This window comes from Nitrosopumilus sp. Nsub, assembly GCF_001541925.1.
Classification (GTDB): Archaea; Thermoproteota; Nitrososphaeria; order Nitrososphaerales; family Nitrosopumilaceae; genus Nitrosopumilus.
This window is the reverse complement of the sequence record NZ_LQMW01000017.1, coordinates 46,676-60,263: the sequence shown is the minus strand read 5'-3', so window position 1 is coordinate 60,263 and position 13,588 is coordinate 46,676. Positions and strand designations below refer to the sequence as shown.

The following is a 13,588-nucleotide window of genomic DNA, read 5'->3' as shown; positions in this document are numbered from 1 at the left end:
AGACTCTGTAGAACATTATAGACTACTTCCTATTCTTTAAATTTACACATATTCAATTTTTTGTAAATCATGCAAGTTCAAGATACCTCATTTTTAAAAAATGAAATCATGCGTTTGAAAAAAGAAAAGGACGTTGTCATTTTAGCTCATAATTATGAAATTCCTGATGTACAGGATGTATCTGATTTTACTGGTGACTCTCTTGGATTGTCTAGATTAGCTGCCACTGTTCCACAAAAGACTATTTTGTTTTGTGGGGTTCATTTTATGGCAGAAACTGCTTCTATTATTAGTCCTGAAAAAAGAGTTCTTTTACCTTCTTTGGAAGCTGGGTGTTCTTTATCGGATTCAATTACCGTTGAAGAATTAAGAAATTGGAAAAAACAACATCCTAACGCAATCTCTGTTGGCTATGTCAATACAACTGCTGAAATTAAATCGGAACTTGATTATTGTTGTACTTCATCAAATGCTGTAAATGTTGTCAAAGCAATTCCTGAAGATAAAGAAATTTTATTTTTACCTGACATGTTTCTTGGTTCTTATGTTGCAAAAATGACTGGTAGAAAAAATATGCATATTTGGGCTGGTGAATGTCATGTGCATGCAGGAATCACTCCTGAAGATGTAACTAAAAAATTAGAATCAATGAACGATGCCGAATTTGTAATTCATCCTGAATGTAGTTGTACTACTCCAATGATGTATGATGTTGCAGATGGAAGTTATGATGATAAAAAAGTCTCAATTCTTTCAACTGAAGGAATGTTAAACCATGTCAGTAAATCTAAATCAAAGAATTTTGTTGTGGCAACTGAAACTGGAATTTTATATAGAATGAAAAAACAAAATCCGGATAAAACATTCATTCCAGCTTCTGAAAAGGCTGAATGTGAATATATGAAAATGATCACTCTTGAAAAAGTATATGATGCTTTAATTCATGAGAAAACTGTAATTACTGTTCCAAAAGAAATAGCTGATAAGGCTCGTTTGGCAATTGATAGAATGTTAGAAATCAGTTAACATGTGATTATGTTGGTTGGATTATTTAGTAAAACTCCTGAAGATATTGAATTTAAAAAGAACATTGATCAATTCAAGAAATTTAAAAAACTTGTAAAAAAGAAACAATATCCTGAGGCATTGAAATTAGGTTTAGATTATTTGGAAAAGGTGCCTTACAACCATGATGCTCTATTTACTATTGGAGGCATATATTACCTGAAAAATAAATTTCGTACTGCAATTTCTTATTTTGATAGGGCTCTAGAGACTGGAGATACAGATGTTGAAGTTTTATTGTTGAAGGCGTACGCACATCAGAAATTGCAAGAAAATCAAATTTCTTTAGACTGTTGTAAAAAAATTCAAAACATTGATCCAAAAAATAAATCTATGATAAATTTATTGTCAGAATTAAATTCTTAGATTTCTAAACTAAAGTCAATTCCTTTCACTGAATTTGTTATGCTTCCAATTGAAATAATGTCTACTCCTGTTTTACCATATCTTGAAATATTTTTAGAATTAATTCCACCTGATGCTTCTAATAATACTTTACTTCGTAATTTTTTACTTTTTAAAACTTTGATTGTTTTGATTATTTGATTTGGGGAAAAATTATCTAACATGATAATTGTTGCACCTTTTTGTGTAGCAAGTACTGCATCCTCTGTGTTTTCGACTTCTACTTCAAATTTTTTATATTTCTTTTTGGTTTTGTTAATCAATGATAATAGTGATTGCTCTGCTGCTATGTGATTGTCTTTAATCATCACCATTTCATCTAATCTTAATCTATGTTTTTCTCCGCCTCCTATTTTTACAGCTTCTTTATCGAAATATCTTAAACCTGGTGCAGTTTTTCTAGTTGCATACAATTTAGTTTTTTTTGGAATTTTTTTTACAAGTTCATTTGTTTGTGTTGCAATTCCGCTCATTCTTGTTAGTATGTTCAATGCAGTTCTTTCACATGTCAAAATTTTATCTGCATTTCCTGTTATTTCTAAGATGTTTTGATTAGGTTTAATTTTTGTTCCATCTTTGGAAATTATTTTTGCCTTACATCCTTTGATAACAAAAATTTCTTTTGCATATTTTGTGCCTGCAACAATGGCATTTTCTCTTGAAATTATCTTTACTGTAATTTTTTTCTTTGTTAATAATTGACTCGTGATGTCTCCTTTGCCAATATCTTCAGCAAGGAATTGCAATAGCTGTTTTTTTGGATTAAATGTCAATATTGTGATTAATGTTATTATGATTTTAAAGATTTAGAATTTCTCTATGTAACTTTAATTGCGTATTTGCCTTTTTGTGTAATTGCTAGTGTTTTAGAAATCTCTGAATTTGTTGGATCAACTACTAGTACAACTCCATTCCAATCAGGTGTTAGGTCTGATGATTTACAAGCTGGACAAACTTTTTCTGTTGTAACACGTTTACATTTTCTGCATGCCATTTCTCGTGCCATTTTAACTAGCCTCTACTTTTTCTTCTTTTGCAGGTTCACTTGAACCTCCAGCTTTTTTAATTTCTTCTTCAATCCATTCATCTGCACCTAAGAATGGTTGTCTACAAGTAATACCGATTTTACCCATTGCAGCAGCTTTTCCTAATGAAACTGCTGTAATTCTTGCACGCAATGTTGAACCAACTTTTAATGTTCTTCCACTTTGATTTGCTAAAATTAATCCCATCTTAACATCACTCTTTAGATAATCATCCATAACTTGTGATAAGTGTAACAATGCGTCTGTTGGACCAATTCTAACAAATGCACCAAAGTCTGTAATATCTACAATTTCACCTTGAACGATTTCTTGTAATTTTGGATAAAATGTTAAAGCCTCAAATTCTACTTTGTGGAATGTTCCTCCATCTCCTGCAATCATTTTTCCCATTTCGTCTACTTTAGCATCTAAAATCATAATGATGTAACCCAATTCGGCATTAATCATACTCTCGTATTTTTCTTTGAGAATGTTTATTGCTGCTTTTTTGAGCGTAGTTCCAAACAAGCTTGGAGGGATCCTAACGACATCAACTAGGGTAGATATAGAAAACAACTGTTATTTTTTCCTTGAATTTCAATTTATGAATCTTTGGGTGATTTGACTTGAATTTCTAAGGATTTTGATGATTTTTGAAAAAAATCACAATTTTTTTCCATATCTAACTTACTTTAAATATCGTATTTTGACTTTTTTATCCAATGGTAGCTATAGATCAAGTTCTTGAAAAATTAAGCACTGTGATTGATCCTGATTTAAAAAAAGATATTGTTTCAATGGGAATGATTAAAGATTTAGAATTAAACGACGGTAATCTAAAATTCACTTTAGAACTTACTACTCCTGCATGCCCTTTCAATGTAGAAATTGAAGATGATGTAAGAAAAGTTATTGCTGAACTTTCTGACTTGAAGAATTTTGATTTGAATGTAACTGCAAAAGTCATGGAAGGTCGTTCACTTGAAGCTGACACTCAAATGGCAACTGTCAAAAACATCATTGGTGTTGCAAGTGGTAAAGGTGGTGTAGGTAAGTCTACTGTATCTCTAAACTTAGCTCTTGCATTATCTCAAACTGGAGCTAAAGTTGGATTACTTGATGCAGACATCTATGGACCTAGTATTCCATTAATGTTGGGAATGGAAGATGGTTCAATGGAAGTTGAAGATAACAAACTTCAACCGGCTGATGTTAATGGATTAAAAGTCGTATCTTTTGGTTTTTTTGCAGATCAATCTAAACAAGCTGCAATTTATCGTGGTCCTATTATTTCTGGAATTTTAAAACAATTTCTAGTTGATACTAATTGGTCTGAACTGGATTATCTAATTGTTGATCTCCCACCTGGAACTGGTGATATTCCATTAACACTTGCACAAACAATTCCTATTACTGGAATTCTTGTTATCACTACTCCTCAAGATGTTGCAAGTAATGTTGCAGTCAAAGCAGTTTCAATGTTTGAAAAACTTAATGTTCCAATTATCGGTGTAATTGAAAATATGAGCCATTTTGTTTGTCCAAACTGTGACGATAAACATTATATTTTTGGAAATGGTGGTGCTAAGAAAATTAGTGAACAATTCAAAATCCCGTTCTTGGGTGAAATTCCATTAAATTATGGTATCATGTCTGGTTCTGATTCTGGAAAGCCTATAATGAGTACAAATACTGATTCACCAAGTGCTGAAGCATTTCGTGCCAGTGCAAAAAATGTTGCTGCACAATGTAGTATTATTGCATCTAATTTACAAGAAGAAATGGAATCTGAATCTGGTGATTCTGAATCATCAAATGAAGATTCTACAAATAACGGCACTTCTTAATTGAGATTCCTGTGAAATTACCTGATTCTCTTAGAGACCAATTCAAAACCCCTTTAGGTATTTTATTACCACTAGGACAAGACAATAAGGAAAATATTGAAAAATACCTTTCAAATAATTCCTATCTGATAACAGTTGGAGATAAAACGACTGAAAAAATGATAAATTTTGGCTTAACCCCTTCATTGCAAATAATTGATGGTTTTGAAAAAAGACAAAAACGTGATCTACCAAAACTTGGAAATGCAACTGAATTAAAAATTGACAATCCTGCAGCAGAAATCACTTTAGAAAGTATTGAAATTATAAAAAAAGCATTTTCTATGACTGCTCCTGTAAGAATTACTGTGATGGGCGAAGAAGATTTGTTAGTATTGCCTGTCTGTATTCATGCTCCTGATAACTCAATTGTGTTATATGGTCAGCCAAATGAGGGGCTTGTTTTAGTTGAAATTAGTTCAGAAATTAGAAATAAAGCACAAACACTACTTGATTTAATGAACTAATGGGGTGTGATGAGACGGTGGCTGTATGATTCGTGATTACCCCACATAACCTCTGACCCTATTTATTCATAATTTCATTAACTCAAAAATCGACCAATTATCTTACAGAAATTTGTAGGTTTTCGTTAATGGTTGTTTTTAAGAGTTAACGAAAAGCTGACCATTTGCTTACAACAATTGACATTTCAAGATAAAGATAGATTACTTGATGACTAACTATGAAACTAGATGATGATCTAAAGTTACAAATTTTAGAAAAAGTTGGAATATATTCTCAAAGATTTTCTATTCCTGAACCTGTAATTCTGTTAACTACAAAAGAAGTTCTTGATGCTCCTAGAGAAATGACTGAAGGTAGACGTACGTCTGCTTACAAATATTATGGTGTTGCTTATTTACAACATAATTTAGTTTTTTTAAATATTCGAAAAATTCCTGATGAGAAAACTCTTGAAAATACTCTTGTCCATGAATTAATTCATATGCGATTCCCTTATTTGGCACACGGAAAAAGATTCAATAAATTGGTTAGACAGGGATTGCGAGGAAAAACATTTTCTCCTTATAAAAAAAGATGTAAAACTCCTTCTTTTTGACTAATACTTTTAAGATTGAACTAACTTAATACTCTGTGGATATTTCTGAGGTTCTCCCTTTCATATCTGGTATTGCATCTTTTTTGGTAGCTGGGGGTTTAGTTGCTTGGATCACTAAACAACCTTCTGGTAGTAAAGAGATGATGGAAATTTCAAATGCAGTCAAAGAAGGAGCTTCGGCATTTTTAAAACGTGAGATGAAAATCATTGTCCCTGTAGCAATTGCATTGTCATTAATTATTGCAATTTTCTTGACTCCGTCAAATGGAATTGCATTTGCAGTAGGTGCTGCATTATCTGCAGTTGCAGGAATAATTTCATTAAAAATTACAGTCAAAGCAGCAGTTAGAGCTGCAAATCTGAGTAGCGAAGGTCTTGGAAAAACATTTGCTATGGCTTTTAGAGGTGGTGCTACTGTGGGATTAGCTGTTCCAGCAATGGCTCTTCTGGCAATTACTGGATTATACTTGATTTATCCTGATCCAATAACAATTGCAGGCGTTGGGATTGGAGCTAGTCTAATTGCATTATTCATTCGAATCGGTGGTGGGATTTTTACAAAAGCTGCTGATATGGGTGCTGATTTAGTAGGAAAAGTAGAGGCAAATATTCCTGAAGATGATCCTAGAAATCCTGCAACTATTGCAGATAATGTTGGTGATAATGTTGGTGATGCTGCAGGAATGGGTTCTGATGTTTATGAATCTTATATTGTTACTATCCTTGCAGCATTATTAATTGCAGCATTAATTGGCGCTCCAAACTATTTCCTATACCCAATTTTAATTGGTTCATCTGGAATGATTGCATCAATTATCGGTGTTGTAATTGTTGGTTCAAAAGGTGTAACTGATGTTATGAAACCTCTTAATCGTTCCTTCTATGTTTCAGCTGCAATTGCAATTGGATTAAATTATTTTTTTATCACACAATTTATTGAACAAACAACTGCAGCATATGCTTTGTTTGGAACTACTGTGATTGGTGTAATTTTAGTTCCTGTAATTCAAAAAATTACTGATAATTATACCAGTTATCAAAAAGGACCAGTTAAAGAAATTGCAGATTCTGCAAAATGGGGATATGCATCACTAACTTTAATGGGAATTATCAAAGGAATGCAATCAACTGGACCGTTTATGATTGCACTAGTTGTCGCAATAATCATATCTTATTCTATTGCTTCTTCAGCTGCCCCTGAAGGTGCTGATCCAGTTCTCTATGGAATTTTTGGAACCTCTTTGACTGCAATGTCTATGTTGAGTCTTGCAGGAATTGTTCTTAGCATTGATGCGTTTGGTCCTATTGCTGATAATGCAGGAGGTATTGTGGAGATGACTGGAATGGGAGAAGAAAATCGTAAAGTCACTGATGAAATTGATGCAGTTGGTAATACTACAAAGGCTGTAACAAAAGGATTCGCAATAGCAAGTGCTGCATTAGCTGCATTAGCAATGATTCAAGCTTTTCAATTTGAGGCAGCCCATATCTTTGAAGGTGTATTGGAATTAAATTATAGTTTAACAAATCCTGCAATTATTGTTGGATTGTTAGTTGGCGGTCTTATTCCATTTATCATTACTGGCCAATTAATCAACGGTGTATCTAGAGCTGCAGGAAAAATGGTTGATGAAGTTCGAAGACAATTCAAAGCAGATCCTGGTATTCTTGAAGGAACTTCAAAACCTGATTATGCAAAATGTGTAGATATTGCAACTGTAGCTTCAATTAGAGAGCTATGGAAACCTGCAATTGTCGCAATTACTGCTCCTATTATTTTGGGAATTATTTTGGGACCCACTGCTGTTGCTGGTTTGTTAATGGGTGCAGTGGTGACTGGAATTTTGTTAGCATATCATTTAGCAAATACTGGCGGTGCATGGGATAATGCAAAGAAATTAGTTGAAATGAAAGGTGAAAAGGGTTCTGAAGTTCATAAAGTGGCAGTAGTTGGTGATATCATTGGTGATCCTTACAAGGATACAGCCGGACCTGCATTAAACACGGTAATTAAATTACTTAATACAATTGCAATTGTCTTTGTATCTGCTTTTGTAGCAATACTTTCAATTTGATTCTTCTTCCACAATTGTAGTCATATCTAATTCGTCAACTTGATCTTGAATTGCTTTTTGTAATGTTAGATTATGTGTACTGCAAAATTTGAAATAATTATCTGTAGTTTGGAAACATCCACAAATCCATTCTGTTTTTTTATCTCCTTCAATTGTTCCTTTTGAATATTGTTCACTCATAAACTAACTTGTAATTTACTCTAAAAAAAGATTTTTTTTAAAAAAGAAAAAATGTTTAAGGACAGCCTTCCATCTTTTGAATGAAATAACCTTTTTCCTTAATTGCCTGTTCAACAGGCTCTGGACAAGATTGTGAGTGACAAAATGTACATTCGTTTTGTGTCATTTGTGCTTCTCCTTCTCCTATCTCCTTTAACCATTCTTTACCGTATTCAATGGCTTTGGGATGATCTTTTTCACCTGTAATTACATCAAAGTGCATGGTATGACCGTCTGCTGCTTTGACATAAGTGTCGTATACGTGAATTTCCATATTTTTTGTAACAAAAGGGGGTATTTAATCCCAAAGATGATTCTATGTGCTTGAATTTTTGAAATTATTATTTTCCTTCAATTGGAATTTCTACACTATCTGATTCAAGAATAAATGCTCTAAAATTTTTGTTAATTCCTGAATAAATTATCCATACATATGGATTATTTTGCATAAATTTTTTATCTGTATTTGAAGGAAATGCCTCTCCTTTTGGATGTGAATGAAAAATTCCAATAATCTCTAAATTCAATTCTTTACGTTTTTGATCCATTTCCCAAGTTTGTTCAGCTGATAATGTAAATTCTATTGGGGATGGGGTGTCGTTCTTTGTTAACCATATTTCTTTAACTATGTTTCCTCCCTCGATCTTATTTCCGTATAAGATTGCGCATGCTTCATTTGGTTCTTCTTTACAAGTGTGGTCTAAGAGAATTTTTTGCTGTAATTTTGAAAGAATAATTTTCTGCAAATCTATTCTACGTTAACAGTTCCAATCATCCATGGATGTAATATGCAATAATAATCAAAATTACCTGCTTCACTAAATGTGAATTGATAGGTATCTCCCAAGTTTAATATTTGTGAATCAAATACTCCGTCAGGTCCACTTGCTGGAGTTCCTGATGTTGCAGTATGCATTGCATTATCTTCATTGACCCATTCTATTGGGGTTCCAACTGAAATGTTGATTGTTTCTGGTTCATAGTAAATTTGTCCGTCTTCTGGAATTGCTGCTCCCTCTGGAATTATAATTTTGATTGCTTCTTTTGGTTCTTCAATTACTAAAGTTGAAATCATCCATGGGTGAACAATACATAGGTATTCGTATTCACCAACATCTAAGTTAGTTGTATCTAAAGAATATGTTTCTCCTTCACTCATTAAACTAGAATCAAATGTTTCACCATAATCTGATGCACTAGTTACTGTGTGTGGTGCAACATCTACATTTGTCCATACAACAGTATGACCTTGTGTGACAATTGCTCTGTCTGGATCATAATCAGGATTTCCTTCTTGTGCAGAATCTTTGAGAATTGCAATTTCAAAAATTGGTCCTGCTGGAACATCTTCCATTGCTTCATCATGTATTTCTTCAGCTAACTCTGCTTCGCTTTCACTCATTGAACCAGCTGTTATCCAAATAACTAAACCACTTGCAACTGCTAAACCCAACACTAAACCAATTGGTTTGATACTTCCAGGTTTTTTCATTGCTATCCATGCAACTCCTGCAGATGGAAGTGCAATTGCTAGAATAACTAGAATTAGTGAAAATGTGTAATCTGAAGAATTCATTGTAGCTAATGCATAAATTCCAAATCCAATTGAAATTGCCACAATTACTAAAGTTGTAATCTTGGCTCTGTTACTAGTTGAAACTCCTCCGTCCAAAATACCTGCTGCTGTGAAAATTAGTCCTACAAACATTGTTAGACCTGTCAATGCATGCATTCCATCAATGAATGTGTGTGCTATGCCTGCATATGATAAAATGAGACCTGCTAACCCTACGCCTGTAAGGCCCATACCTGGCATCAATAGATCCCAATTACTCATTAAAATAGCTGGTAAGAGTGAGATACTTATTCCTTTTGAAATATAATGGATCTACAACAAGGAATAAAACGGCTTTGAAATTGGGTAGAGTAAATTGGGAATTAATGAAATAATCGAAATATCGAAACCAAGAATAGTTGTTCTATTGGTAATTACTGCAGTTACCTCCATGTATGCTGCTAGTAAGTTGGTTACAGGTACATCTCAACTTGATTATATGGATTATTTGCATATCATAGTTGCAGGAGCATTGGCTTCAGCTGGTTCTAGTGCTCTGAATCATTATTATGATAAAGATATTGATCCTAAAATGAGTAGAACTAGTTCTAGACCTATTCCTTCTGGAAGAATGTCTCCATCAAATGTTTTGTTGTATGGTTTAATCGTTAGTTGTGTTTCAGTAATTTATGGATTCTTTGCATTAAACGCTGTTTCTGCATTCTTTATTGCAGTTGGAATCTTTTCGTATGTGATAATTTACACAGTTTGGTTAAAACGTAAAAATACTTCAAATATTGTAATTGGTGGAATTGCTGGAAGTGCTGCCGCATGGGCTGGATGGGCTGCTGCCACTGGTAGTATGGATTTGTTAGGTTTTCTTGTTGGCTTTTTGGTGTTTGTGTGGACCCCATCTCACTTTTGGTGTCTTGCAATGAAAATTAAAGATGAATATGCACAAGCTGAAGTCCCTATGTTACCTGTTGTAATTGGAATGCAAAAAACATCTAAATTTATTTTAGGAAATACTTTGATTTTAATCCCATTTTCTTTGGCTCTTGTAATAATTCCTGATGGGTTAGGCCTTGTCTATGCAATCATTGCATCCGTTTCTGGTGGATTGATGCTTGTCTATCATTATAAATTAACAAAAACTCCTACGTCTGAATTTGCTTGGAAAGCATACAAAGTTACTGCACCTTATTTGACAATAATTTTTGTTGCAGTTGCATTAGATGCTGCATTTCATTTCCCTTTGATTTAATTTTTTGAGACAGTTAATTACAATACTTAATTTTTAAATTATTTATCCAATCCTGGAAAACTTGCTTCATAATCTTTTTCCATTACTTCTTTATTCTGTTTTTCAATTGGATCTTCTTCTTTTTCAACAATTGTAACTTCTATTCTTCTTTCATCTTTAGTAAACCATGCAACTTTGATTAATCCTAAAATTTCTAAATCTAGTAAAAGTTTGTTGAACTTATCTTCAGGCAAATTTAATCCATCTTTTGTCAAACTCTTGTAAAGCTCTACATCTGTTAATGAATTGAATTCTTTAATTTTTTCAAATATTTGATTTCTTAATGGGATTGTCATGATTAACCGTAAAATGCTTTCTCTCCTGTCTTGGGTACTACATTAGATATACTTTCTCTTATGGCCTTATACCACTGATCTACTTCTGTTGTTATTGATGGTTTGATTTGTTTTAGACTATTTGCAAAATCCTTGCTGCTAATTTTGGATGATTTACTTCTCATTGCACTAATTGCTGCTTCTCTGCATAATGCTGCCAAGTCTGCGCCTGTATAATTTTGAGTTGCTACTGCAATTTCTTGCAATTTAATATCCTTTGATAGTGGCATTTTTTTTGTTAAAATTTTGATAATTTCTAATCTACTCTTTTCATCAGGTGATGTGACATACAGAACTAAATCTAATCTACCTGTTCTCAATAATGAATTATCTATGATATCTGGTCTGTTAGTAATTCCAATTACTGCAACGCGAGATGAAGTTCCTTCTTCAATTTCTGTTAATAATTGACTAAGTATAGTTTCTCCTGATCCTCCTTCTCCTGATTTAGTTCTTGCAAGTGCATCCAATTCATCAAAAATTATTATACATGGTGATGATGATTTTGCTTTTCTAAAAATTTCTCTAATTGCTTTTTCTGATTCTCCGACCCATTTTGAAAGAATTTCTGGACCTCTCACTAGAATCATGTTTGCACCAGTTTCTGTTGCAACTGCTCTTGCAAGTAATGTCTTTCCACATCCTGGTGGACCATAAATCAAAACTCCTTTTGGGGGTTTGATTCCCATTTTTGTAAACTTGCTAGGTTCTTTAACTGCTGTAATTATATTATCTGTCAAACTTTTCTTAATGTTGTCTAACCCTCCAACATCATTCCACCAAACTTTTGGTCTTTCAACATAAAATTCTCTCATTGCTGTAGGGACAACTTCTTGCATGGCATCGTAAAAATCAACTAATTTGATTTCCATTGATTGTAAAACTTCTGAAGAAATTTTTTCAGTTTCTAGATCAATTTCTGGTAAATATCTGCGAATTGATTTCATTGCAGCTTCTCTACATAATGATTTGATGTCTGCCCCTGTGTATCCGTGTAGTTCTGCTGATAATTCTTTAAGATCAATTTCTTGATTTATTGGCATTCCTCTTGTGTGAATTTGTAAAATTTCATATCTTCCATCTTCATTAGGAACGCTGATCTCAAATTCTCTGTCGAATCTTCCTGGTCGTCTTAATGCTGGATCTACGCTGTCTGGTCTATTGGTTGCTCCTAATACAATTACATTTCCTCTATCGTTTAATCCATCCATTAATGCCAACAATTGTGCAACCACTCGTTTCTCAACATCACCGTATACTTCTTCTCTTTTTGGGGCAATTGCATCAATTTCATCGATAAAAATTATGCTTGGCGAATTGTCTTTTGCCTCTTTAAAAATTTCTCTTAATTTCGCCTCTGTTTCTCCATAGTATTTGTTCATTATTTCTGGACCGTTAATTGGAAACATGTTAGCTTCTGATTCACTTGCCATAACTTTTGCAAGTAATGTCTTTCCACATCCTGGTGGACCATAAAGTAAAATTCCACTATGTGGTTCAATTCCTAATCTAGAAAATAATTCTGGATGTCTTAGCGGTAATTCGACAATTTCTCTCATTGCTTTTGTTTTTTCTTTTAATCCCCCTACCTCTTCATAAGTCACTCTAACTTTTCTGTCAATGGATGTTTCTGTTGAAATATTTAATTCAGTTGTACGGTCTATGTCGATAATTCCTTTTGGTGATGTTTTTGTTATTTTAAAATCCATGGAATTTCCTAATATCATCACAGAAATTTCATCTCCGTGAGTTACTGGTAATCCTTTTAATCTGTTTTTTACAAAATCTGTGAATTCTTTGTCGATTGTTACTGCGTCATTTAGTGGTGTCAGTGTAATTGTTTTTGCAATTTTTGAAATAACTTTTCTAACTTTTACTAGGTCATTTAGTGTTCCTCCGACATTTTTTCTTGTTTGTCCATCTACTCTAATTATGTCTGGGAATTTTTCATCTTCATCAGCGGGCCAAACTACTGCACAACTTGTTCTTGAACCCATGATTTCAATAATGTCACCTGGTTCTGCTTTTAGGAAATCCATTGCTTTTGGACCTACTCTTGCACGCTTTTTTCCTACGTCTCTTTGTTTTGCTTCGCCGATTCTCATCTGCAAAGGCTCTTCTTTGCGTACCATAAAACCAATTAATCCTTGCTATGCTAATTACTGTTATGCTAATTACGACTCATACTAAGTACTTCAAATTCACTGACTCCTTCAACTGCTCTAACAGTATCTTCAAGTGAATCCATTTGTCCTTCTTTATCTTCTAATACAAATTGTGCTTTTAGACATTCTAATCCAAAAGCTAATGGTTCTTTTTCATGTCTATTCAAAGTAATTCCATCTTTTAGTGATGTCTTTACAGTTTCTGCTAATTTATCTAAATCAACTTCCATTCCTGTTGGAAGAATTTTTGCAATTAATACAATATCGGTCATTTGTTTAAGGCCCCGTAAAGTTACATGAAGAGCAGGTATAGGTTCTTGCTGCTTCTCTACAACTTTCACATCTCCAAATAAGATCACCGTCATCACAGTCCGGACAATTGAATTTAACACATTTATCATTAGGCATAATTGCTCTATGACAACAACTGCATGTCGGCAGTGATATAGTAGATGACATGCTCAATTTTTCCGGAAACATCATTTATAGTTT

The 13,588-nt window shown here is 33.4% G+C and carries 18 protein-coding genes; 7 read left to right on the top strand and 11 right to left on the bottom strand.

Annotated elements, in window-relative coordinates:
• Nucleotides 1-69 precede the first annotated feature (69 nt).
• Both nadA and AW732_RS03535 read left to right on the top strand, forming a co-directional pair.
• Nucleotides 70-1,026 (top strand): quinolinate synthase NadA, encoded by a 957-nt coding sequence (gene nadA, locus AW732_RS03540; RefSeq protein WP_067958588.1) that lies wholly within the window; start codon nt 70-72, stop codon nt 1,024-1,026.
• A 9-nt stretch (nt 1,027-1,035) separates the two neighbouring features.
• A complete protein-coding gene (locus tag AW732_RS03535) occupies nt 1,036-1,431 on the top strand; it encodes a CDC27 family protein (RefSeq protein WP_348625413.1) in 396 nt (131 codons plus the stop codon).
• On the opposite strand, the gene nadC is transcribed toward AW732_RS03535, so the two are convergent.
• Genes nadC through AW732_RS03520 form a run of 3 tightly spaced genes read right to left on the bottom strand, consistent with a single transcriptional unit; the run spans nt 1,428 to nt 3,071 of the window.
• Nucleotides 1,428-2,246 (bottom strand): carboxylating nicotinate-nucleotide diphosphorylase, encoded by an 819-nt coding sequence (gene nadC / locus AW732_RS03530; RefSeq protein ID WP_067958585.1) that lies wholly within the window; start codon nt 2,244-2,246, stop codon nt 1,428-1,430. The genes AW732_RS03535 and nadC overlap by 4 nt on opposite strands.
• A 41-nt stretch (nt 2,247-2,287) precedes the next feature.
• The gene (gene spt4, locus AW732_RS03525) at nt 2,288-2,476 is read right to left on the bottom strand and encodes a transcription elongation factor subunit Spt4 (RefSeq protein WP_067958583.1); all 189 of its coding nucleotides are present in this window, start codon (nt 2,474-2,476) and stop codon (nt 2,288-2,290) included.
• 1 nt (nt 2,477) lies between these two features.
• Complete coding sequence (locus tag AW732_RS03520) at nt 2,478-3,071, bottom strand: DNA-directed RNA polymerase (RefSeq protein ID WP_067958580.1); 594 nt, start codon at nt 3,069-3,071, stop codon at nt 2,478-2,480.
• 146 nt (nt 3,072-3,217) lie between these two features.
• Here AW732_RS03520 and AW732_RS03515 point away from each other — a divergent pair, with 146 nt between their 5' ends.
• The 4 genes from AW732_RS03515 (at nt 3,218) to AW732_RS03500 (ending at nt 7,519) form a co-directional block, all read left to right on the top strand.
• Nucleotides 3,218-4,342 (top strand): Mrp/NBP35 family ATP-binding protein, encoded by a 1,125-nt coding sequence (locus tag AW732_RS03515; protein WP_067958578.1) that lies wholly within the window; start codon nt 3,218-3,220, stop codon nt 4,340-4,342.
• Nucleotides 4,343-4,353: 11 nt separating this feature from the next.
• Nucleotides 4,354-4,848 carry a GTP-dependent dephospho-CoA kinase family protein gene (locus tag AW732_RS03510; protein WP_067958574.1) on the top strand — a complete coding sequence of 165 codons (495 nt, stop codon included), beginning with the start codon at nt 4,354-4,356 and terminating at the stop codon, nt 4,846-4,848.
• Nucleotides 4,849-5,066: 218 nt separating this feature from the next.
• Nucleotides 5,067-5,444, top strand: coding sequence for a hypothetical protein (locus AW732_RS03505; protein ID WP_067958570.1), 378 nt, complete (start codon nt 5,067-5,069; stop codon nt 5,442-5,444).
• A gap of 35 nt (nt 5,445-5,479) precedes the next feature.
• A complete protein-coding gene (locus AW732_RS03500; protein WP_067958567.1) occupies nt 5,480-7,519 on the top strand; it encodes a sodium-translocating pyrophosphatase in 2,040 nt (679 codons plus the stop codon).
• Here AW732_RS03500 and AW732_RS03495 read toward each other — a convergent pair.
• From AW732_RS03495 to AW732_RS03480, 4 genes are all read right to left on the bottom strand, one after another.
• Entirely contained in the window at nt 7,511-7,699 is a 189-nt protein-coding gene (locus tag AW732_RS03495; RefSeq protein WP_067958565.1) for a hypothetical protein, read from the bottom strand. The two genes, AW732_RS03500 and AW732_RS03495, sit on opposite strands and share 9 nt — an antisense overlap.
• Nucleotides 7,700-7,754: 55 nt before the next feature.
• Nucleotides 7,755-8,012 (bottom strand): DUF2024 family protein, encoded by a 258-nt coding sequence (locus AW732_RS03490; protein WP_067958563.1) that lies wholly within the window; start codon nt 8,010-8,012, stop codon nt 7,755-7,757.
• Between the two features lie 67 nt (nt 8,013-8,079).
• On the bottom strand, nt 8,080-8,484 hold the full coding sequence (locus tag AW732_RS03485) for a M67 family metallopeptidase (RefSeq protein ID WP_067958559.1): 405 nt from the start codon (nt 8,482-8,484) through the stop codon (nt 8,080-8,082).
• Between the two features lie 2 nt (nt 8,485-8,486).
• A complete protein-coding gene (locus AW732_RS03480) occupies nt 8,487-9,575 on the bottom strand; it encodes a plastocyanin/azurin family copper-binding protein (protein ID WP_067958557.1) in 1,089 nt (362 codons plus the stop codon).
• A 94-nt stretch (nt 9,576-9,669) separates the two neighbouring features.
• On the opposite strand from AW732_RS03480, the gene AW732_RS03475 reads away from it, so the two are divergent.
• Complete coding sequence (locus AW732_RS03475; RefSeq protein ID WP_067958554.1) at nt 9,670-10,557, top strand: heme o synthase; 888 nt, start codon at nt 9,670-9,672, stop codon at nt 10,555-10,557.
• 38 nt (nt 10,558-10,595) lie between these two features.
• Here AW732_RS03475 and AW732_RS03470 read toward each other — a convergent pair whose 3' ends face one another.
• The 4 genes from AW732_RS03470 to AW732_RS08900 are packed head-to-tail and all read right to left on the bottom strand — an operon-like array spanning nt 10,596 to nt 13,504.
• Nucleotides 10,596-10,892, bottom strand: coding sequence for a hypothetical protein (locus AW732_RS03470; protein WP_067958552.1), 297 nt, complete (start codon nt 10,890-10,892; stop codon nt 10,596-10,598).
• Between the two features lie 2 nt (nt 10,893-10,894).
• Nucleotides 10,895-13,063, bottom strand: coding sequence for a CDC48 family AAA ATPase (locus AW732_RS03465; protein WP_067958550.1), 2,169 nt, complete (start codon nt 13,061-13,063; stop codon nt 10,895-10,897).
• A gap of 38 nt (nt 13,064-13,101) precedes the next feature.
• Nucleotides 13,102-13,368, bottom strand: coding sequence for an elongation factor 1-beta (locus AW732_RS03460; RefSeq protein ID WP_067959041.1), 267 nt, complete (start codon nt 13,366-13,368; stop codon nt 13,102-13,104).
• 4 nt (nt 13,369-13,372) lie between these two features.
• Nucleotides 13,373-13,504: a zinc finger domain-containing protein gene (locus AW732_RS08900; protein WP_253805563.1), complete on the bottom strand. Its 132-nt coding sequence runs from the start codon at nt 13,502-13,504 to the stop codon at nt 13,373-13,375.
• Nucleotides 13,505-13,588: the final 84 nt, after the last annotated feature.